The sequence below is a fragment of the Ensifer sp. ENS09 genome, assembly GCF_014852425.1.
In the GTDB taxonomy this organism is placed as follows: domain Bacteria; phylum Pseudomonadota; class Alphaproteobacteria; order Rhizobiales; family Rhizobiaceae; genus Ensifer.
The window spans coordinates 1-17130 of record NZ_JACVBP010000001.1; the positions used below are offsets into that span (position 1 = coordinate 1).

General features: G+C 59.6%; 29 protein-coding genes and 1 pseudogene. 28 read left to right on the top strand and 2 right to left on the bottom strand.

Going from position 1 to position 17130, the window contains the following annotated elements; genetic code table 11:
- The 28 genes and pseudogenes from tuf to rplQ form a co-directional block, all read left to right on the top strand.
- A pseudogene (gene tuf, locus IB267_RS00005) lies at window positions 1-254 on the top strand (elongation factor Tu); the annotation flags it as partial.
- A gap of 320 nt (window positions 255-574) precedes the next feature.
- A complete protein-coding gene (gene rpsJ, locus IB267_RS00010; RefSeq protein WP_003507767.1) occupies window positions 575-883 on the top strand; it encodes a 30S ribosomal protein S10 in 309 nt (102 codons plus the stop codon).
- 140 nt (window positions 884-1023) lie between these two features.
- Entirely contained in the window at window positions 1024-1710 is a 687-nt protein-coding gene (gene rplC / locus IB267_RS00015) for a 50S ribosomal protein L3 (RefSeq protein ID WP_034795518.1), read from the top strand.
- 12 nt (window positions 1711-1722) lie between these two features.
- A complete protein-coding gene (gene rplD, locus IB267_RS00020; protein ID WP_034795521.1) occupies window positions 1723-2343 on the top strand; it encodes a 50S ribosomal protein L4 in 621 nt (206 codons plus the stop codon).
- Entirely contained in the window at window positions 2340-2633 is a 294-nt protein-coding gene (locus IB267_RS00025; protein ID WP_034795524.1) for a 50S ribosomal protein L23, read from the top strand. The genes rplD and IB267_RS00025 overlap by 4 nt, the downstream gene beginning before the upstream one ends.
- 43 nt (window positions 2634-2676) lie before the next feature.
- Window positions 2677-3513, top strand: coding sequence for a 50S ribosomal protein L2 (gene rplB / locus IB267_RS00030; protein ID WP_043623402.1), 837 nt, complete (start codon window positions 2677-2679; stop codon window positions 3511-3513).
- Between the two features lie 15 nt (window positions 3514-3528).
- Window positions 3529-3807 (top strand): 30S ribosomal protein S19, encoded by a 279-nt coding sequence (gene rpsS, locus IB267_RS00035; protein WP_018239488.1) that lies wholly within the window; start codon window positions 3529-3531, stop codon window positions 3805-3807.
- Between the two features lie 2 nt (window positions 3808-3809).
- Window positions 3810-4199, top strand: coding sequence for a 50S ribosomal protein L22 (gene rplV, locus IB267_RS00040; protein WP_034795534.1), 390 nt, complete (start codon window positions 3810-3812; stop codon window positions 4197-4199).
- A complete protein-coding gene (gene rpsC / locus IB267_RS00045) occupies window positions 4199-4933 on the top strand; it encodes a 30S ribosomal protein S3 (RefSeq protein ID WP_113541392.1) in 735 nt (244 codons plus the stop codon). Before rplV ends, rpsC begins: the two co-directional genes overlap by 1 nt.
- 38 nt (window positions 4934-4971) lie before the next feature.
- Window positions 4972-5385: a 50S ribosomal protein L16 gene (gene rplP / locus IB267_RS00050; RefSeq protein WP_011975175.1), complete on the top strand. Its 414-nt coding sequence runs from the start codon at window positions 4972-4974 to the stop codon at window positions 5383-5385.
- Window positions 5386-5396: 11 nt separating this feature from the next.
- Entirely contained in the window at window positions 5397-5597 is a 201-nt protein-coding gene (gene rpmC / locus IB267_RS00055) for a 50S ribosomal protein L29 (protein WP_034795543.1), read from the top strand.
- 12 nt (window positions 5598-5609) lie between these two features.
- Window positions 5610-5846, top strand: coding sequence for a 30S ribosomal protein S17 (rpsQ, locus tag IB267_RS00060; protein WP_034795546.1), 237 nt, complete (start codon window positions 5610-5612; stop codon window positions 5844-5846).
- Window positions 5847-6024: 178 nt separating this feature from the next.
- The gene (rplN, locus tag IB267_RS00065; RefSeq protein WP_034795548.1) at window positions 6025-6393 is read left to right on the top strand and encodes a 50S ribosomal protein L14; all 369 of its coding nucleotides are present in this window, start codon (window positions 6025-6027) and stop codon (window positions 6391-6393) included.
- A gap of 14 nt (window positions 6394-6407) precedes the next feature.
- A complete protein-coding gene (rplX, locus tag IB267_RS00070) occupies window positions 6408-6719 on the top strand; it encodes a 50S ribosomal protein L24 (protein ID WP_192445944.1) in 312 nt (103 codons plus the stop codon).
- Window positions 6712-7269, top strand: a complete 558-nt coding sequence (rplE, locus tag IB267_RS00075) for a 50S ribosomal protein L5 (RefSeq protein ID WP_043623396.1) — start codon at window positions 6712-6714, stop codon at window positions 7267-7269. Before rplX ends, rplE begins: the two co-directional genes overlap by 8 nt.
- Before the next feature lie 34 nt (window positions 7270-7303).
- A complete protein-coding gene (gene rpsN / locus IB267_RS00080; RefSeq protein WP_034795562.1) occupies window positions 7304-7609 on the top strand; it encodes a 30S ribosomal protein S14 in 306 nt (101 codons plus the stop codon).
- 12 nt (window positions 7610-7621) lie between these two features.
- The gene (rpsH, locus tag IB267_RS00085) at window positions 7622-8020 is read left to right on the top strand and encodes a 30S ribosomal protein S8 (RefSeq protein ID WP_025426677.1); all 399 of its coding nucleotides are present in this window, start codon (window positions 7622-7624) and stop codon (window positions 8018-8020) included.
- 46 nt (window positions 8021-8066) lie between these two features.
- A complete protein-coding gene (rplF, locus tag IB267_RS00090; RefSeq protein ID WP_043623391.1) occupies window positions 8067-8600 on the top strand; it encodes a 50S ribosomal protein L6 in 534 nt (177 codons plus the stop codon).
- Window positions 8601-8612: 12 nt separating this feature from the next.
- The gene (gene rplR / locus IB267_RS00095) at window positions 8613-8975 is read left to right on the top strand and encodes a 50S ribosomal protein L18 (protein WP_043623388.1); all 363 of its coding nucleotides are present in this window, start codon (window positions 8613-8615) and stop codon (window positions 8973-8975) included.
- Window positions 8976-9103: 128 nt separating this feature from the next.
- Complete coding sequence (gene rpsE / locus IB267_RS00100; RefSeq protein WP_065776805.1) at window positions 9104-9673, top strand: 30S ribosomal protein S5; 570 nt, start codon at window positions 9104-9106, stop codon at window positions 9671-9673.
- A 12-nt stretch (window positions 9674-9685) separates the two neighbouring features.
- Window positions 9686-9889 carry a 50S ribosomal protein L30 gene (gene rpmD / locus IB267_RS00105; protein WP_043623384.1) on the top strand — a complete coding sequence of 68 codons (204 nt, stop codon included), beginning with the start codon at window positions 9686-9688 and terminating at the stop codon, window positions 9887-9889.
- A 13-nt stretch (window positions 9890-9902) separates the two neighbouring features.
- Window positions 9903-10373: a 50S ribosomal protein L15 gene (rplO, locus tag IB267_RS00110; RefSeq protein ID WP_034795576.1), complete on the top strand. Its 471-nt coding sequence runs from the start codon at window positions 9903-9905 to the stop codon at window positions 10371-10373.
- A 233-nt stretch (window positions 10374-10606) separates the two neighbouring features.
- Window positions 10607-11947, top strand: a complete 1341-nt coding sequence (gene secY / locus IB267_RS00115) for a preprotein translocase subunit SecY (RefSeq protein ID WP_043623382.1) — start codon at window positions 10607-10609, stop codon at window positions 11945-11947.
- Window positions 11944-12522, top strand: coding sequence for an adenylate kinase (locus IB267_RS00120; RefSeq protein WP_034795582.1), 579 nt, complete (start codon window positions 11944-11946; stop codon window positions 12520-12522). Before secY ends, IB267_RS00120 begins: the two co-directional genes overlap by 4 nt.
- Before the next feature lie 232 nt (window positions 12523-12754).
- Window positions 12755-13123 (top strand): 30S ribosomal protein S13, encoded by a 369-nt coding sequence (gene rpsM, locus IB267_RS00125; protein WP_034795586.1) that lies wholly within the window; start codon window positions 12755-12757, stop codon window positions 13121-13123.
- A gap of 226 nt (window positions 13124-13349) precedes the next feature.
- On the top strand, window positions 13350-13739 hold the full coding sequence (gene rpsK, locus IB267_RS00130) for a 30S ribosomal protein S11 (RefSeq protein WP_003536496.1): 390 nt from the start codon (window positions 13350-13352) through the stop codon (window positions 13737-13739).
- A gap of 103 nt (window positions 13740-13842) precedes the next feature.
- A complete protein-coding gene (locus IB267_RS00135; RefSeq protein ID WP_034795592.1) occupies window positions 13843-14853 on the top strand; it encodes a DNA-directed RNA polymerase subunit alpha in 1011 nt (336 codons plus the stop codon).
- A 44-nt stretch (window positions 14854-14897) separates the two neighbouring features.
- Window positions 14898-15323: a 50S ribosomal protein L17 gene (gene rplQ, locus IB267_RS00140; protein WP_034795595.1), complete on the top strand. Its 426-nt coding sequence runs from the start codon at window positions 14898-14900 to the stop codon at window positions 15321-15323.
- Window positions 15324-15500: 177 nt separating this feature from the next.
- On the opposite strand, the gene msrQ is transcribed toward rplQ, so the two are convergent.
- Together msrQ and msrP are read right to left on the bottom strand one after the other, a co-directional pair.
- Entirely contained in the window at window positions 15501-16154 is a 654-nt protein-coding gene (gene msrQ / locus IB267_RS00145; protein ID WP_192445945.1) for a protein-methionine-sulfoxide reductase heme-binding subunit MsrQ, read from the bottom strand.
- 2 nt (window positions 16155-16156) lie between these two features.
- Window positions 16157-17098, bottom strand: coding sequence for a protein-methionine-sulfoxide reductase catalytic subunit MsrP (gene msrP / locus IB267_RS00150; RefSeq protein ID WP_043623375.1), 942 nt, complete (start codon window positions 17096-17098; stop codon window positions 16157-16159).
- Between the last annotated feature and the right edge of the window lie 32 nt (window positions 17099-17130).

Sequence of the window (17130 nt, forward strand, 5' to 3'; positions counted from 1 at the left end):
TCCTGACGAAGGAAGAAGGCGGCCGTCATACGCCGTTCTTCACCAACTACCGTCCGCAGTTCTACTTCCGCACGACGGACGTGACGGGCATCGTCACGCTGCCGGAAGGCACGGAAATGGTTATGCCGGGCGACAACGTCACGGTTGCCGTTGAGCTGATCGTTCCGATCGCGATGGAAGAAAAGCTGCGCTTCGCGATCCGCGAAGGCGGCCGTACCGTCGGCGCCGGCATCGTTGCCTCGATCGTCGAGTAATCGACGAGACTGAGGGCGGGAAGACACAAGGCGCATGTGCTATGCGCCTTGGACATACCCGCCCCGAAAGATTTAGTTGGTCGCACGGCTTGCCGAAGACGACGAAATAGTGCAAATGGCGCCCACGCGTGATTTGCACGGTGCTTCGACGTTGTGCGCTCACAGAAAGACAGGCCGGCCACGGCCGCTCAAATAGGAAGGGGCAGGGGAAACCCTGTCCCTCCGATCTTTGAAAAGTTAGCGGACTGGCCGAAATTAAACGAAGTTCACTGCGTGTTTTTCCACGGAAACCGCAAGTAACCTGAACAAGGATAAGTCGTATGAACGGCCAGAACATCCGCATCCGCCTCAAGGCGTTTGATCACCGGATCCTCGACGCCTCGACGCGTGAAATCGTGTCGACTGCAAAGCGTACCGGTGCAAGCGTGCGCGGTCCCGTACCGCTGCCGACGCGCATTGAAAAGTTTACGGTCAACCGCTCGCCGCACGTCGACAAGAAGAGCCGTGAACAGTTCGAAATGCGCACCCACAAGCGCCTTCTCGACATCGTAGACCCGACCCCGCAGACCGTTGACGCGCTGATGAAGCTCGACCTGGCTGCCGGCGTCGACGTGGAAATCAAGCTTTAATAAACAAGGAAGGTACGTGGACCCCCGGTCCAACGGCTTCCAAAAACGGGCGACCTCAAGATCGGATGATCTCAAGGAGACCTTAAACCAGAGATGTGAGGGGGTTCGCTCCGTCACTAACTCTCAAGAGGAATGAACCAATGCGTTCAGGTGTGATTGCACAGAAAGTGGGAATGACCCGCGTCTATAACGACGCCGGTGAGCATATCCCGGTTACAGTTTTGAAGCTGGAAAGCTGCCAGGTGGTAGCCCAGCGTACGGAAGAAAAGAACGGCTACGTTGCTGTCCAGCTCGGTGCTGGCCGCTCCAAGGTCAAGAACACGCCGAAGGCGATGCGCGGCCACTTTGCCGCTGCCAACGTCGAGCCGAAGGCGAAGCTCGTCGAGTTCCGCGTTTCCGCGGACAACCTGATCGACATCGGTGCAGAACTGACGGCGAACCATTTCGTTGCCGGTCAGCTCGTCGACGTCACCGGTACCACGATCGGTAAGGGCTTTGCCGGCGCCATCAAGCGCCACAACTTCGGCGGTCTGCGTGCAACGCACGGCGTTTCCGTATCGCACCGTTCGCATGGTTCTACCGGTTCCAACCAGGATCCGGGCCGCGTTTGGAAGGGCAAGCGCATGGCTGGTCACATGGGCCAGACGCGCGTCACCACCCAGAACCTGGAAGTCGTATCGACCGATGAAGACCGCGGTCTGATCCTGGTCAAGGGCGCTGTCCCCGGCTCCAAGGGTGCCTGGATCGTCGTTCGTGACGCCATCAAGTCGGGCACCCCGGAAGGCGCTCCGCGTCCGGCCGCTGTGCGCGCCGAAGCATCGAAGTAAGGGAGCCGAGTAATGGATCTCAACGTCAAGACCCTCGAGGGCAAGGACGCAGGAAAGGTTTCCCTTTCGGACGCCATTTTCGGCCTCGAACCCCGTGAAGACATCATTGCCCGCGTCGTTCGCTGGCAGCTCGCCAAGAAGCAGCAGGGCACGCACAAGGCCAAGGGCCGCGCGGAAGTTTCGCGCACCGGCGCCAAGATGTACAAGCAGAAGGGTACGGGCCGCGCCCGCCACCACTCCGCTCGCGCTCCGCAGTTCCGCGGCGGTGGTAAGGCTCATGGCCCGGTTGTCCGCAGCCACGCACACGACCTTCCGAAGAAGGTTCGTGCTCTCGGCCTGCGCCATGCACTCTCGGCCAAGCTGAAGGCTGAAGAGATCATCGTCATCGACGATCTCGTTGCCAAGGAAGCCAAGACCAAGGCACTGGCCGGGGTGTTTGCCTCGCTCGGCCTCACCAACGCTCTCATCATCGGCGGCGCCGAGATCGAGAACAACTTCAAGCTCGCAGCCCAGAACATCCCGAATGTGGACGTTCTGCCGGTTCAGGGCATCAACGTTTACGACATTCTGCGCCGTGGCAAGCTCGTGCTTTCCAAGGCTGCCGTGGAAGCTCTGGAGGAGCGGTTCAAATGACGGATCTTCGCCACTACGACGTGATCGTGTCCCCCTCGATCACTGAAAAGTCGACGCTGGTTTCCGAACAGAACCAGGTCGTCTTCAACGTCGCCAAGGACGCTTCGAAGCCTGAGATCAAGGCTGCTGTCGAAGCTCTGTTCGGCGTCAAGGTTACGGCCGTGAACACGCTGGTCCGCAAGGGCAAGACGAAGCGTTTCCGCGGCTTTGCCGGAAAGCAGAAGGACGTGAAGAAGGCGGTCATCACGCTCGCCGACGGTCAGTCCATCGACGTCTCCACCGGTCTCTAACGGATAGGCCCATTAGGGTAAAAACCCAAAAGGGAACAAGAAAATGGCATTGAAAAATTTCAATCCGACGACCCCGAGCCAGCGTCAGCTGGTCATCGTTGACCGGTCCGGCCTCTACAAGGGCAAGCCGGTCAAGGCGCTGACCGAAGGCCTGTCTTCCAAGGGCGGTCGCAACAACCTCGGTCGCATCACCGTTCGCTTTCAGGGCGGCGGTCACAAGCGCACCTATCGTCTGGTAGACTTCAAGCGTCGCAAGTTCGACGTTGAAGGCACCGTCGAGCGTCTGGAATACGACCCGAACCGCACCGCGTTCATCGCGCTCGTCAACTACGCCGACGGCGAAAAGGCCTACATCCTCGCTCCGCAGCGCCTCGCTGCCGGCGACAAGGTCATCGCTTCGGAGAAGGCCGTTGACGTGAAGCCCGGTAACACGATGCCGCTGCAGTACATCCCGGTCGGCTCCATCATCCACAACGTGGAAATGAAGCCGGGCAAGGGCGGCCAGATGGCCCGCTCCGCCGGTACCTACGCACAGCTCGTTGGCCGCGACCAGGGCATGGCGATCCTTCGCCTGAACTCTGGCGAACAGCGCCTGGTGCATGGTTCCTGCCTCGCATCGATCGGCGCCGTGTCGAACCCCGACCACGGCAACATCAATGACGGTAAGGCTGGTCGTTCGCGTTGGCGTGGCAAGAAGCCGCACGTTCGCGGCGTCGTCATGAACCCGGTTGACCACCCGCACGGCGGTGGTGAAGGCCGTACCTCGGGTGGTCGTCACCCGGTTACCCCGTGGGGCAAGCCCACGAAGGGTAAGCGTACGCGCTCGAACAAGTCGACCGACAAGTTCATCATGCGCTCGCGCCACCAGAAGAAGAAGTAAGAGAGGAAGTCTCGAATGACTCGTTCAGTATGGAAAGGTCCGTTCGTTGACGGTTATCTTCTCAAGAAGGCTGAGAAGGTCCGCGAAGGCGGTCGCAACGAAGTGATCAAGATCTGGAGCCGCCGCTCCACGATCCTTCCGCAGTTTGTCGGTCTCACCTTCGGCGTCTACAACGGCAGCAAGCACGTTCCGGTCAGCGTCAACGAAGACATGGTCGGCCACAAGTTTGGTGAATTCTCTCCGACCCGGACCTACTACGGTCACGGTGCGGACAAGAAGGCAAAGAGGAAGTAACAATGGGCAAGGCAAAAGCCGAACGCCGGCTGAAGGATAATGAGGCGCAGGCAGTTGCGCGCACGATCCGCGTCAGCCCCCAGAAGCTCAACCTGGTTGCCGCGATGATCCGCGGCAAGAAGGTCGATCGCGCTCTGGCCGAACTGGAATTCTCCCGCAAGCGCATTGCAGAGACGGTCAAGAAGACCCTTGAATCTGCCATTGCAAACGCAGAGAACAACCACGATCTCGACGTCGATTCGCTCGTCGTTGCAGAAGCTTACGTTGGCAAGTCGATTGTCATGAAGCGCTTCCACGCTCGTGGTCGCGGCCGTGCATCGCGTGTCGAAAAGCCGTTCTCGCACTTGACGATCGTCGTCCGTGAAGTGGAAGCCAAAGGGGAGGCCGCATAATGGGTCAGAAGATTAATCCAATCGGCTTCCGTCTCGGTATCAACCGGACCTGGGACAGCCGCTGGTTCGCGGACAACGCCGAATACGGCCAGCTTCTTCACGAAGACCTGAAGATCCGCGCTTACCTGATGGAAGAACTCAAGGCTGCCGGCATTGCCAAGGTGGTTATCGAGCGTCCGCACAAGAAGTGCCGCGTCACGATCCACTCTGCTCGTCCGGGCCTGATCATCGGCAAGAAGGGCGCTGACATCGAGAAGCTCCGCAAGAAGCTTTCCGAGATGACCAACTCTGAGACGCACCTCAACATCGTTGAAGTGCGCAAGCCGGAAGTCGACGCAACGCTCGTTGCTCAGTCGATTGCCCAGCAGCTCGAGCGCCGCGTGGCTTTTCGCCGTGCGATGAAGCGCGCTGTTCAGTCGGCCATGCGTCTTGGCGCCGAAGGCATCAAGATCACCTGCGCCGGCCGTCTCGGTGGCGCCGAAATCGCTCGTACCGAATGGTACCGCGAAGGTCGCGTTCCGCTGCACACGCTGCGTGCGGACATCGACTACGGCACGGCTGAAGCGGAAACCGCTTTCGGTATCTGCGGCATCAAGGTCTGGATCTTCAAGGGCGAAATCCTTGAGCACGATCCGATGGCTTCCGAGCGTCGCGCGATCGAAAGTGACAACCAGGGCCCGGCAGGCCGTGATCGCGACCGTGGCGATCGTGACCGCCGTCGTGAAAACGCGTAACATTCGCGTTTGGCAGCCAATATCGGAGAAGTAAAAAAATGTTGCAGCCAAAGCGTACGAAGTATCGCAAGCAGTTCAAGGGCCGCATCAAGGGCGTAGCCAAGGGCGGATCTGATCTCGCTTTCGGTGAATTCGGCCTTAAGGCTCAGGAACCCAACCGCGTGAATGCACGCGAGATCGAAGCGGCCCGCCGCGCGATCACGCGCCACATGAAGCGCGCCGGCCGCGTCTGGATCCGTGTGTTCCCTGACGTTCCGGTTACCGCCAAGCCGACGGAAGTCCGCATGGGTAAGGGTAAGGGTTCGGTCGAATACTGGGCATGCAAGGTCAAGCCCGGCCGAATGATGTTTGAGATCGATGGTGTCAGCGAAGAACTTGCCCGTGAGGCACTTCGTCTTGGCGCTGCCAAGCTCTCTGTCAAGACGCGCTTCGTGCAGCGTATCGCAGAGTAAGGAGTGAACTCATGAAAGCTGTAGATGTTCGCGCCCTGAGCGCCGATCAACTCAACGAAGAGCTCGCCAAGCTGAAGAAGGAGCAGTTCAACCTGCGCTTCCAGAAGGCAACCGGCCAGCTCGAGAAGTCTTCGCGTATCAACGAAGTCCGCAAGGACATCGCACGCGTCAAAACCATTGCCCGCCAGAAGGCGGCAGAAGCCAAGGCCTAAGGACCAGAAAATATGCCGAAACGCATTCTGCAGGGCACTGTTGTCAGCGACAAGAACGACAAGACCGTCGTCGTACGGGTCGAGCGCCGCTTTGCGCACCCGATCCTCCAGAAGACCGTCCGTCGCTCGAAGAAGTACAAGGCGCATGACGAAAACAACCAGTACAAGGTTGGTGACGTCGTTTCCATCGAGGAATGCGCGCCGATCTCGAAGGATAAGCGCTGGACGGTAGTCGCCGCCCACGCTTGATTTCAGCAGGTTTTGACGCCAAGACCCTTGCGTCTTGGGAAAATACCTGTATGAAGCACGCAATTGAAGCAGGGGAACGCTCGATTCCGGGCGTTCTTTTGCTTTGAGATGAGCATTATAAGCCGGGCGAGGGGGTTTCGACCCAACCGGCCTGGTAACAACAAGAAGGCGACCTGACATGATTCAGATGCAAACAAACCTCGACGTGGCGGATAATTCCGGCGCACGTCGTGTCATGTGCATCAAGGTGCTGGGCGGCTCCAAGCGCAAGTATGCGTCGGTCGGCGACATCATTGTCGTTTCGATCAAGGAAGCCATTCCGCGCGGCCGCGTAAAGAAGGGTGATGTCATGAAGGCTGTTGTCGTTCGCACTGCGAAGGACATCCGCCGTCCGGATGGCTCTGTCATCCGTTTTGACACCAACGCAGCCGTTCTTATCGATAACAAGAAAGAGCCGATCGGCACCCGTATCTTCGGACCGGTTCCGCGCGAACTTCGCGCCAAGAACCACATGAAGATCATCTCGCTGGCTCCAGAAGTACTCTAAGGGAGCGTTAAGAGATGCAAAAGATCCGTAAAGGCGACAAAGTCGTCGTTCTCACCGGTAAGGACAAGGGTCGTACCGGCGAAGTCGTACAGGTAATGCCGAAGGAAGACCGGGCTGTCGTGCGTGGCGTAAACATGGTGAAGCGTCACCAGCGCCAGACCCAGAGCCAGGAAGCCGGCATCATCAACAAGGAAGCCTCGATCCATCTTTCGAACATCGCGATTGCCGATCCGAAGGATGGCAAGCCGACCCGCGTCGGTTTCAAGATCAATGGCGACAAGAAGGTCCGCGTGGCCAAGCGTTCGGGAGTAGTGATCGATGGCTAAGTCCGCTTACGAGCCGCGGCTCAAGAAGGAATATGTCGAGCGTATTCGTGCGGCTATGCAGGAGAAGTTCTCCTACGCCAACGAAATGCAGATCCCACGCCTCGACAAGATCGTCATCAACATGGGTGTTGGCGAATCGACGGGCGACTCCAAGAAGCCGACCGTTGCTGCTGCCGACCTCGCAGCGATTGCTGGCCAGAAGCCGGTAATCACCCGCGCTCGCAACTCCATCGCAGGCTTCAAGCTTCGCGAAGGCATGCCGATTGGTGCCAAGGTTACCCTGCGCGGCGTTCGGATGTTTGAGTTCCTCGATCGTCTCGTGAACATCGCTCTTCCGCGCGTTCGCGACTTCCGTGGCCTCAACCCGAAGTCCTTTGACGGACGTGGCAACTTCGCCATGGGCGTCAAGGAACACATTGTGTTCCCTGAGATCAACTACGACAAGGTTGATCAGATGTGGGGCATGGACATCATCGTTTGCACGACGGCTACTAACGACGACGAAGCTCGTGCTCTGCTCGCAGAGTTCAACTTCCCGTTCCGTCAGTAATCCGTAACGACAAGCGTAAAGAAGGATAACTTTAATGGCGAAAACGAGCGCAGTTGAAAAGAACAAGCGCCGCCGCAAATTGGTTGCCTCGCAGGCTGCAAAGCGTGCCGCTCTGAAGGCGACCATCATGAACCAGTCTCTGCCGATTGAAGAGCGGTTCAAGGCAACCATCAAGCTGGCAGGCCTGCCGCGCGATGGATCCAAGACCCGCATCCGCAACCGTTGCGAAGTTACCGGCCGTCCGCGCGCCTTCTATCGTAAACTTCGTATGTCGCGTATTGCGCTTCGCGAACTGGGCAACCTCGGCAAGGTGCCGGGTATTGTCAAGTCGAGCTGGTAAGGAGACGGGCACATGGCAATGACTGATCCGCTGGGCGATATGCTCACCCGTATCCGTAACGGCGCGGCTCGCCGCAAGTCGAGCGTTTCCACGCCGGCTTCGAAGCTCCGTGCACGTGTTCTGGATGTTCTTCAGGCTGAAGGCTACATCCGCGGGTACTCCGAAGTCGTATTCGGCAACGGCAAGGCCGAGCTGAACATCGAACTGAAGTACTACGAAGGCGCTTCCGTGATCCGTGAGATCGGCCGCGTTTCCAAGCCGGGCCGCCGAGTTTATGTCTCGGTTAAGTCCATTCCGCAGGTCGCGAACGGCCTCGGCATCACCATCCTTTCGACCCCGAAGGGCGTGATGGCCGATCATCAGGCACGCGAACAGAATGTTGGTGGCGAGATCCTTTGCTCCGTCTTCTAATCGAAGACGGTAGCAAGTTCTCCATAGCGAACAGACAGGTATAAAAATGTCTCGTATCGGTAAGAAGCCCGTTCAGGTTCCGGCAGGCGTCACGGCAAGCGTTGATGGCCAGAAGGTAACGGCGAAGGGCCCGAAGGGCGAACTGTTCTTCGTTGCAAACGACGAAGTCTCGGTAAAGCTCGAAGAAAATGCGGTTGTTGTACAGCCGCTCAGCCAGAGCAAGGATGCTCGTTCGAAGTGGGGCATGTCCCGCACGATGATCGAGAACATCTTCAAGGGCGTCAAGGACGGTTACGAGCGCAAGCTCGAAATCAACGGCGTTGGTTATCGTGCGTCGATGCAGGGCAAGAACCTGCAGCTGGCGCTCGGCTTCAGCCACGACGTCGTCTACCAGACGCCGGAAGGCATCACGATTGCTGTTCCGAAGCCGACCGAAATCATCGTGTCCGGCATCAACAAGCAGCAAGTCGGCCAGGTTGCAGCGGAAATCCGCGAATACCGTGGCCCCGAGCCCTACAAGGGCAAGGGCGTCAAGTATGCCGAAGAGCGGATTGTCCGCAAAGAAGGCAAGAAGAAGTAAGGATCACGCGAAATGGCTAGCAGGAAAGATACTCTTGTGCGTCGCGCCAACCGCGTGCGCCGTCAAATCAAGGCGGTCGCCAATGGCCGTCCGCGCCTGTCGGTTCATCGCTCGTCGAAGAACATCTACGTACAGGTCATCGACGACGTGGCCGGCAAGACGCTTGCGTCTGCCTCCACCCTCGATACCGATCTGCGTTCGTCGTTGAAGACGGGCGCTGACACGGCAGCTGCTGCTGCCGTCGGCAAGCTCATCGCTGAGCGCGCCGTAAAGGCTGGCGTCAAGGACGTTGTCTTTGATCGTGGCGCCTTCATCTATCACGGCCGCATCAAGGCTTTGGCCGATGCTGCCCGTGAAGGTGGTCTGAACTTCTGATCGGTCGCCAGGCGGGCGTTGCGCCTGCCTGGCACTCTCATAGGTTTCCGGTCGCATCCGATCCATCGGACGGGGGCGACTTTTGTCAATCTGCCGATTGCACCCGGAAAAGAAAAAGGAAAAGGACAATGGCACAGGAAAGAAAGGGTTCTCGCGAAGATCGCCAGAACCGCGAAGAGCGCGACAGCGAATTTGTCGATAAGCTCGTAGCAATTAACCGCGTCGCCAAGGTGGTGAAGGGCGGTCGTCGTTTCGGTTTCGCCGCTCTCGTCGTCGTTGGCGACCAGAAGGGCCGCGTTGGCTTCGGTCATGGCAAGGCACGCGAAGTGCCGGAAGCCATCCGCAAGGCAACCGAAGCCGCAAAGCGCGACCTGATTTTCGTCCCGCTGCGTGGTGGTCGTACCCTGCATCACGACGTTCACGGCCGTCATGGCGCCGGCAAGGTGCTGCTGCGTTCGGCCAAGGCCGGTACCGGTATCATCGCTGGTGGCCCGATGCGCGCCGTCTTCGAAACGCTCGGCGTTCATGACGTCGTTGCCAAGTCGACCGGTTCGTCGAACCCTTACAACATGGTTCGTGCAACGTTCGACGCCCTCAAGAACCAGATGCACCCGAAGGACATCGCAGCTCAGCGCGGCATGAAGTACGCCACGCTCCAGGCTCGTCGTGTTGCCTCCGGCGCTGCTTCCGAAGAATAAGGGAGCTGACAGATGGCTAAAAAAGAAGTCGCAGCGAAGACCGTTACCGTCGAGCAGATCGGTAGCCCCATTCGCCGTCCGGCCGTACAGCGTCAGACGCTGATCGGCCTGGGCCTCAACAAGATGCACCGGGTTCGCACGCTGGAAGACACTCCGTCTGTCCGCGGCATGATCCGGACCGTCCAGCACCTCGTTCGCGTCGTCGACGAGAAGTGAGGGGGATAAGCTCATGAAACTGAATGAAATCAAGGACAACGAAGGCTCGACCCACAGCCGTAAGCGTCTTGGCCGTGGTATCGGCTCGGGCTCCGGCAAGACCGCCGGTCGCGGTGTGAAGGGTCAGAAGGCTCGTTCGGGCGTTGCGATCAACGGCTTCGAAGGCGGCCAGATGCCGATCTACCGTCGTCTGCCGAAGCGCGGCTTCAACAACATCTTCGCTTCGGAGTTTGTTGTCGTGTCGCTCGGCCGTATCCAGACGGCAATCGACGCCAAGAAGCTCGACGCTTCCAAGACCGTTGACGCAGCTGCCCTCAAGGCTGCCGGCGTCATCCGTCGCGAAAAGGACGGCGTCCGCGTTCTGGCCGACGGCGAACTGAAGGCGAAGGTTTCGCTCGAAGTTGCCGGCGCTTCCAAGTCTGCGATCGAGAAGATCGAAAAGGCTGGCGGCTCGATCAAGCTGCTCGCAGCGGCTGCTGAATAATATTATTGATGAACCGCCCGGGGTGCTTCACTCCGGGCGGTTTTGCTCCCATATGTGAGCCTCACGTCCGCAAGCGCGAATCGCTCGCCGCGGCGGATATAGCGGAAACCACGGTGAGGCATCCGATTGCAGACACAATCGCCTCGCGTCCGGTTTTCAAGACGAAAAGTTAGTCCTTCCGGAACGGACCGGGTGTTCCCGCTGATTCCGAGATTTGGTACGCGGAGAATTGCATGGCTTCTGCAGCGGAACAGCTCGCCTCGAACCTGAATTTCTCGACTTTCGCCAAGGCGGAAGATCTGAAGAAACGGCTCTGGTTCACGCTTGGTGCGCTTCTGGTTTACCGTCTTGGCACCTATATCCCGCTGCCCGGTCTTAACCCGGAAGCGTTTGCTCAGGCATTCCGCGGCCAGAGCGGCGGCATCCTCGGCCTCTTCAACATGTTTTCGGGCGGTGCAGTTGAGCGCATGGCGATCTTCGCGCTCGGCATTATGCCCTATATCTCTGCGTCGATCATCGTTCAGCTGATGACCTCTGTCGTTCCGGCACTGGAACAGCTGAAGAAGGAAGGCGAGCAGGGTCGCAAGATCATCAACCAGTACACCCGTTACGGCACGGTACTTCTCGGCACGGCGCAGGCTTACGCCATCGCGGTCGGCCTCGAGAGCGGTAACGGCCTCGTCAACGATCCGGGTTGGTTCTTCCGTATTTCGACCGTCATTTCTCTGCTTGGCGGCACCATGTTCCTGATGTGGCTCGGTGAGCAGATCACCTCGCGCGGCATCGGCAACGGCATCTCGCTGATCATTTTCGCCGGTATCGTCGCCCATCTGCCGACGGCTCTGGCCGGCACGCTCGAACTCGGACGCACCGGCGCACTGTCGACCCCGCTGATCCTCGCGATCATCGTCATGGTCGTCGGCGTCATCGCGCTCATCGTGTTCGTTGAGCGCGCCCAGCGGCGTCTTCTGATCCAGTATCCGAAGCGACAGGTCGGCAACCGCATGTTCCAGGGCGACACCTCGCACCTGCCGCTGAAGCTCAACACATCGGGCGTCATCCCGGCAATCTTCGCCTCGTCGCTGCTGCTTCTGCCGGCAACGCTTGCAGGCTTTGCCAATACCGCGACGCTGCCGGGCTGGGCGACCACCGTTGTTGGCGCGCTCGCGCACGGCAAGCCGCTTTACATGGTGCTCTACGGTGCGATGATCGCGTTCTTCGCCTTCTTCTACACGGCGATCGTCTTCAATCCGAAGGACACGGCCGACAATCTGAAGAAGCACGGCGGCTTCATCCCGGGCATTCGTCCGGGCGAGCGGACCGCGGAATACATCGATTATGTCCTGACGCGCATCACCGTGATCGGTGCGGCCTATCTGATCTTCGTCTGCATTCTGCCGGAAGTTCTGATCGCTCAGACCGGCGTGCCGTTCTACCTTGGTGGTACGTCGCTTTTGATTGTTGTCAGCGTCACCCTTGATACGGTAGCACAGATCCAGGGCCACCTCATCGCACAGCAATATGAGGGGCTGATCAAGAAGTCGAAGCTGCGCGGAGGAAAGAGGGGACGATGAGACTGATTTTTTTGGGACCGCCGGGCGCTGGCAAGGGGACGCAGGCCAAGCTTCTGACGGAGAGATACGGCATTCCGCAGCTTTCCACAGGAGATATGCTGCGGGCGGCCGTCGCCCAGGCGACCGAAGTCGGCAAGCGTGCCAAGGCGGTCATGGATGCCGGTCAGCTGGTGTCCGATGAGATCGTCAACGAAATCGTGTCGGATCGCATCGACCAACCGGACTGTGCGAAGGGGTTTATCCTGGACGGTTACCCGCGCACGGTTCCGCAGGCGATCGCGCTCGGCAAGATGCTCGAGGGCAAGGGCCTGAAGCTCGATGCCGTAATCGAGCTCAAGGTCGACGAGGCAGCCCTTGTAAAGCGGATGGAGAATCGCGTAGCGGAAACCATCGCAGCCGGCGGCACCGTTCGTTCGGACGACAATCCGGAGGCCTTCAAGCGCCGGTTGACCGAGTACCGCGAAAAGACGGCGCCGCTCTCCGAGCACTACGCCGGAACGGGGCAGCTCAGAACGGTCGATGGCATGGCGGAAGTGAACACCGTCACTGCCGAGATCGAGAAGATTCTGGCTTAGACACTGGTCTTTGCCGAAAAGGAACCGCCGGGGAGTTGACTTTTCCGGCCGATTCCGCCAAAGACAGCGCCAACTCGCGACATGAGAGCGGTCGGCGCGGTCTTCAAAGAAAATGAAGTCCGGGTACGGTCGTTTTTGACGTGTCTCGAACCTCAATCAACGTGCGGCTCTTCGAGGTCGCGTAACGAAGCACCTATTGCCGGATGGCAACTGGAACGCAAGGAGAATAGACGTGGCACGTATCGCTGGCGTCAACATCCCGACGGCAAAGCGCGTAGTTATTGCGCTGACCTACATTCACGGGATCGGCCCGAAATTCGCACAGGAAATCATCGAGAAGGTCGGTATCCCGGCTGATCGTCGCGTGCATCAGCTGACGGACGCTGAAGTCCTGCAGATCCGCGAAACGATCGACCGCGACTACCAGGTCGAAGGCGACCTGCGTCGCGAGACCTCGATGAACATCAAGCGCCTGATGGACCTCGGCTGCTACCGCGGCCTGCGTCACCGTCGTGGCCTTCCGGTTCGCGGTCAGCGCACCCACACCAACGCTCGCACCCGCAAGGGTCCGGCGAAGGCGATTGCCGGTAAGAAGAAGTAATTTCCCGAAAAGGGAGATTGGGAGGCTGGTGTCAAACACCGGCCTCCTTTTGCAGTTTGGAAGGGTGTTTGCCTGACCTTTGTTCGGCCGATCCGGCCGGGCGATATGTTCGCAGGGCGATACTTCGTCCTGCGGGAAGTGAAGATGCAGGGCAGGGGACGTCAAATCCTTTTCCCGGTGGAGCCGCTGGAATTACGGCGGTGCAGAGATCTAAGAAAGGGATCCTATGGCCAAGGAAGCCACCCGCGTTCGCCGTCGCGAACGCAAGAACATCACGTCTGGCGTTGCGCACGTCAATTCGTCGTTCAACAACACCATGATCACCATCACCGACGCACAGGGCAACGCGATTGCCTGGTCGTCTGCCGGTGCCAAGGGTTTCAAGGGTTCGCGTAAGTCGACCCCGTTTGCCGCACAGATCGCCGCTGAAGACTGCGCCAAGAAGGCTCAGGAACACGGCATGAAGTCGCTGGAAGTCGAAGTTTGCGGTCCGGGTTCCGGCCGTGAATCCGCTCTTCGCGCGCTGCAGGCTGCGGGCTTCATGATCACCTCGATCCGCGATGTGACCCCGATCCCGCACAACGGCTGCCGCCCGCGCAAGAAGCGCCGCGTCTGATCATATGCATTCAACATGCCGGTGAGGGCGCAGACGCGCGCTCCCGGTCTTCGGGGCTCGGTTGTCACGATTGGATGGTGGCAACGAACGGAAGGCAGAAAACATGATCCAGAAGAATTGGCAGGAACTGATCAAGCCGAACAAGGTGGAGTTCGTCTCCTCCGGCCGCACCAAGGCAACGCTGGTTGCGGAACCGCTTGAACGCGGCTTCGGTCTGACGCTCGGCAACGCGCTTCGCCGCGTGCTGCTGTCGTCTCTGCGCGGTGCTGCTGTCACCGCAGTGCAGATCGACGGCGTCCTGCACGAGTTCTCCTCTATCCCGGGCGTCCGGGAAGATGTGACGGACATCGTGCTCAACATCAAAGAAATCGCCATCAAGATGGATGGCGACGACGCAAAGCGCATGGTTGTGCGCAAGCAGGGTCCGGGCGTTGTAACCGCCGGTGACATCCAGACGGTTGGCGATATCGAAATCCTCAACCCGAACCATGTGATCTGCACCCTCGATGAGGGCGCCGAGATCCGCATGGAGTTCACCGTCAACAACGGCAAGGGCTACGTTCCGGCAGATCGCAACCGTTCGGAAGATGCTCCGATCGGCCTGATCCCGGTCGACAGCCTGTACTCGCCGGTCAAGAAAGTGTCCTACAAGGTGGAAAACACCCGCGAAGGCCAGGTTCTTGATTACGACAAGCTGACGATGTCCATCGAGACGGACGGCTCCGTCACCGGTGAAGATGCGATCGCATTTGCGGCCCGCATCCTTCAGGACCAGCTGTCGGTCTTCGTCAATTTCGACGAGCCGCAGAAGGAAGCAGAGGAAGAGGCAGTTACCGAACTCGCCTTCAACCCGGCGCTTCTCAAGAAGGTCGACGAACTGGAACTTTCGGTCCGTTCGGCCAACTGCCTGAAGAACGACAACATCGTCTACATCGGCGACCTCATTCAGAAGACCGAAGCAGAAATGCTCCGCACGCCGAATTTTGGTCGCAAGTCGCTGAACGAAATCAAGGAAGTTCTCGCTTCCATGGGCCTGCACCTCGGCATGGAAGTGCCGTCCTGGCCGCCTGAGAACATCGAAGATCTCGCCAAGCGTTACGAAGACCAATACTAACCATTAGACTGCGGGCGAATGCCTGCAAGTGAAGGAGAATAGCCATGCGCCACGGTAAAGCCGGCCGCAAGCTGAATAGAACCGCCAGCCACCGCAAGGCGATGTTTGCCAACATGGCAGCTTCGCTGATCGAACACGAGCAGATCGTTACGACTCTGCCGAAGGCTAAGGAAATCCGCCCGATCGTCGAGAAGCTCGTCACGCTCGGCAAGCGCGGTGACCTGCATGCTCGCCGCCAGGCGATCTCGCAGATCCGCGACGCCGCTGTCGTTGCCAAGCTGTTCGACACGATCGCATCGCGTTACGCCACCCGCAACGGCGGCTACCTGCGCATCATGAAGGCTGGCTTCCGTCACGGCGACAACGCCGCGCTCGCCGTCATCGAATTCGTTGACCGCGACGTCTCGGCAAAGGGCGCGAAGGATCTCGCCCGCGTTGCCGCAGAAGCTGAAGCTGCCGAAGCAGCCTAAGCCGATCGAAGGCAGAAAATTGAAGCGGCCGGGTGTTCGTCACCCGGCCGCTTTTTCTTTGGGCGTATTTTTCGTTGGCCCCGTCGTTTGAGCGCACGCCTGACAGCGCGCCCGCTCAGACGCCGTTTCGCTGACATGCGATCGGGGGGCGTTGTTGAGGGCGGGACGAAGAGCGCCTCAGGCGCTTTCGGTAGCGGTCTTCGTCGGCGCATTGGCGGCCTGGCGCTTGCGCCGCAGATAGGGTTTGCGCACCAGCCGCCAGGCGAGCAACAGCGCAACGAGCCCGAGATAAAGCAGCTGTTCCGGGCCGATGACCTTCACCGACATCGAGAAATGCAGGGCGCCGGCGGCGGTGATCACGTAGGCCAGGCGGTGAAGTTTGTTCCACCGCGCACCGAGCCTGCGGATCGACCAGTTGTTGGACGTGAGCGCCAGCGGGATCAGCATGACGAGCGCGGCCATGCCGATGGTGATGAAGGGGCGGCGGGCGATATCGGCCAGTATGCTCGGAAAGTTTAGCCGCTGATCGAGCAGCATGTAGGCGAGGAAGTGCATCAGCACGTAGTAGAACGCCAGCAGTCCCAAGGCACGGCGGTAGCGCAGCCAGTTGATGCCGAAGAGGTCGCGGATCGGCGAGATCGCCAACGTCGCGACGAGGAAACGCAGCGCCCAGAGGCCGAGCAGGTGTTCGAATTCCTTGACCGGATTTCCGGGCAGTTGGCCCGTAGCGCCGAGATAGAATGCGTAGGCGGCCGGCAGCAGCCCGAGGCCGTAGAGCGCCCAGACCGAGGCTGAATGGTAACGCTTTGCAAGGGTGGGCAGGCGAGCCATGATCAATAGTTCGCTCTGAGATCCATGCCGGCATAAAGCCCGGCCACCTCGTCGGCATAGCCGTTGAAGGGCAGGGTGTCGCGCCGGTTGGAGCCGAAGAAGCCGCCACCGCCGATGCGGTTTTCCGTTGCCTGGCTCCAGCGGGGATGATCGACCGCCGGATTGACGTTGGCAAAGAAGCCGTACTCGTTCGGCGCCGAGAGGTTCCAGGTCGAGGGCGGCTGTGTTTCCGTCAGGGAAATGCGCACGATCGACTTGATCCCCTTGAAGCCGTATTTCCACGGAGTGACCAGCCGAACCGGCGCGCCGTTCTGGTTGGGAAGCGTCTTGCCGTAGACGCCCACGGACAGCAGTGTCAGCGGGTGACGGGCCTCGTCGAGCCTCAACCCCTCGCGATAGGGCCAGGGCAACGGCTGGAAGAAACCGGATTGGCCCGGCATTTCGGATGGCCGCACCACGGTCTCGAACGAGACATATTTGGCGCTGCCGAGCGGCTCGACCTTGTCGAGCAGCGCCGAGAGCTGAAACCCGGTCCAGGGGATCACCATCGACCAGGCTTCGACACAGCGCATGCGGTAGACGCGCTCTTCGATCGGCAACGCCAAGAGCTCCTCGAGCCCGAATTCCTTCGGCTTGCCGACGAGCCCATCGACCTTCACGGTCCATGGCGTCGGCTTGAAGCTGTTCGAATTGGCCGCAGGGTCGCCCTTGCCTGTCCCGAACTCATAGAAATTGTTGTAGCTGGTGACGTCGGCCTCGGGCGTCAGGTCCTCGTCGACGGTGTATTTGCCCTTGGGCGCGCTGAGTGCGGCCGCGAGCCCCGTACCGCTTCCCGCAAGCAGCACGCCGCCGGCGGCAGCCCCGAGGAAGGTGCGGCGGTTGAAAAAGATGGCCTCCGGGGTGATTTCGGAGGAAACGATTCGCGGCGGACGGTAAGATGGCATGGTCTTTTCCGAAGTGATTTATGAGCCTTGTC

Excerpts from the sequence above, each read along its gene's own strand:
- rpmC (WP_034795543.1), top strand. The coding sequence starts at position 5,397 with ATGAAAGCTGTAGATGTTCGCGCCCTGAGCGCCGATCAACTCAACGAA.
- rplV (WP_034795534.1), top strand. The coding sequence starts at position 3,810 with ATGGGCAAGGCAAAAGCCGAACGCCGGCTGAAGGATAATGAGGCGCAG.
- rplC (WP_034795518.1), top strand. The coding sequence starts at position 1,024 with ATGCGTTCAGGTGTGATTGCACAGAAAGTGGGAATGACCCGCGTCTAT.
- msrP (WP_043623375.1), bottom strand. The coding sequence starts at position 17,098 with ATGCCATCTTACCGTCCGCCGCGAATCGTTTCCTCCGAAATCACCCCG.
- rplO (WP_034795576.1), top strand. The coding sequence starts at position 9,903 with ATGAAACTGAATGAAATCAAGGACAACGAAGGCTCGACCCACAGCCGT.
- rplP (WP_011975175.1), top strand. The coding sequence starts at position 4,972 with ATGTTGCAGCCAAAGCGTACGAAGTATCGCAAGCAGTTCAAGGGCCGC.
- rplB (WP_043623402.1), top strand. The coding sequence starts at position 2,677 with ATGGCATTGAAAAATTTCAATCCGACGACCCCGAGCCAGCGTCAGCTG.
- rpsE (WP_065776805.1), top strand. The coding sequence starts at position 9,104 with ATGGCACAGGAAAGAAAGGGTTCTCGCGAAGATCGCCAGAACCGCGAA.
- rpsK (WP_003536496.1), top strand. The coding sequence starts at position 13,350 with ATGGCCAAGGAAGCCACCCGCGTTCGCCGTCGCGAACGCAAGAACATC.
- rplD (WP_034795521.1), top strand. The coding sequence starts at position 1,723 with ATGGATCTCAACGTCAAGACCCTCGAGGGCAAGGACGCAGGAAAGGTT.
- IB267_RS00135 (WP_034795592.1), top strand. The coding sequence starts at position 13,843 with ATGATCCAGAAGAATTGGCAGGAACTGATCAAGCCGAACAAGGTGGAG.
- rplR (WP_043623388.1), top strand. The coding sequence starts at position 8,613 with ATGGCTAGCAGGAAAGATACTCTTGTGCGTCGCGCCAACCGCGTGCGC.
- rpmD (WP_043623384.1), top strand. The coding sequence starts at position 9,686 with ATGGCTAAAAAAGAAGTCGCAGCGAAGACCGTTACCGTCGAGCAGATC.
- rplF (WP_043623391.1), top strand. The coding sequence starts at position 8,067 with ATGTCTCGTATCGGTAAGAAGCCCGTTCAGGTTCCGGCAGGCGTCACG.
- rpsN (WP_034795562.1), top strand. The coding sequence starts at position 7,304 with ATGGCGAAAACGAGCGCAGTTGAAAAGAACAAGCGCCGCCGCAAATTG.
- rpsH (WP_025426677.1), top strand. The coding sequence starts at position 7,622 with ATGGCAATGACTGATCCGCTGGGCGATATGCTCACCCGTATCCGTAAC.
- rplE (WP_043623396.1), top strand. The coding sequence starts at position 6,712 with ATGGCTAAGTCCGCTTACGAGCCGCGGCTCAAGAAGGAATATGTCGAG.
- rpsC (WP_113541392.1), top strand. The coding sequence starts at position 4,199 with ATGGGTCAGAAGATTAATCCAATCGGCTTCCGTCTCGGTATCAACCGG.
- rpsJ (WP_003507767.1), top strand. The coding sequence starts at position 575 with ATGAACGGCCAGAACATCCGCATCCGCCTCAAGGCGTTTGATCACCGG.
- rplN (WP_034795548.1), top strand. The coding sequence starts at position 6,025 with ATGATTCAGATGCAAACAAACCTCGACGTGGCGGATAATTCCGGCGCA.
- rplQ (WP_034795595.1), top strand. The coding sequence starts at position 14,898 with ATGCGCCACGGTAAAGCCGGCCGCAAGCTGAATAGAACCGCCAGCCAC.
- IB267_RS00120 (WP_034795582.1), top strand. The coding sequence starts at position 11,944 with ATGAGACTGATTTTTTTGGGACCGCCGGGCGCTGGCAAGGGGACGCAG.
- rpsS (WP_018239488.1), top strand. The coding sequence starts at position 3,529 with ATGACTCGTTCAGTATGGAAAGGTCCGTTCGTTGACGGTTATCTTCTC.
- msrQ (WP_192445945.1), bottom strand. The coding sequence starts at position 16,154 with ATGGCTCGCCTGCCCACCCTTGCAAAGCGTTACCATTCAGCCTCGGTC.
- IB267_RS00025 (WP_034795524.1), top strand. The coding sequence starts at position 2,340 with ATGACGGATCTTCGCCACTACGACGTGATCGTGTCCCCCTCGATCACT.
- rpsQ (WP_034795546.1), top strand. The coding sequence starts at position 5,610 with ATGCCGAAACGCATTCTGCAGGGCACTGTTGTCAGCGACAAGAACGAC.
- rplX (WP_192445944.1), top strand. The coding sequence starts at position 6,408 with ATGCAAAAGATCCGTAAAGGCGACAAAGTCGTCGTTCTCACCGGTAAG.
- secY (WP_043623382.1), top strand. The coding sequence starts at position 10,607 with ATGGCTTCTGCAGCGGAACAGCTCGCCTCGAACCTGAATTTCTCGACT.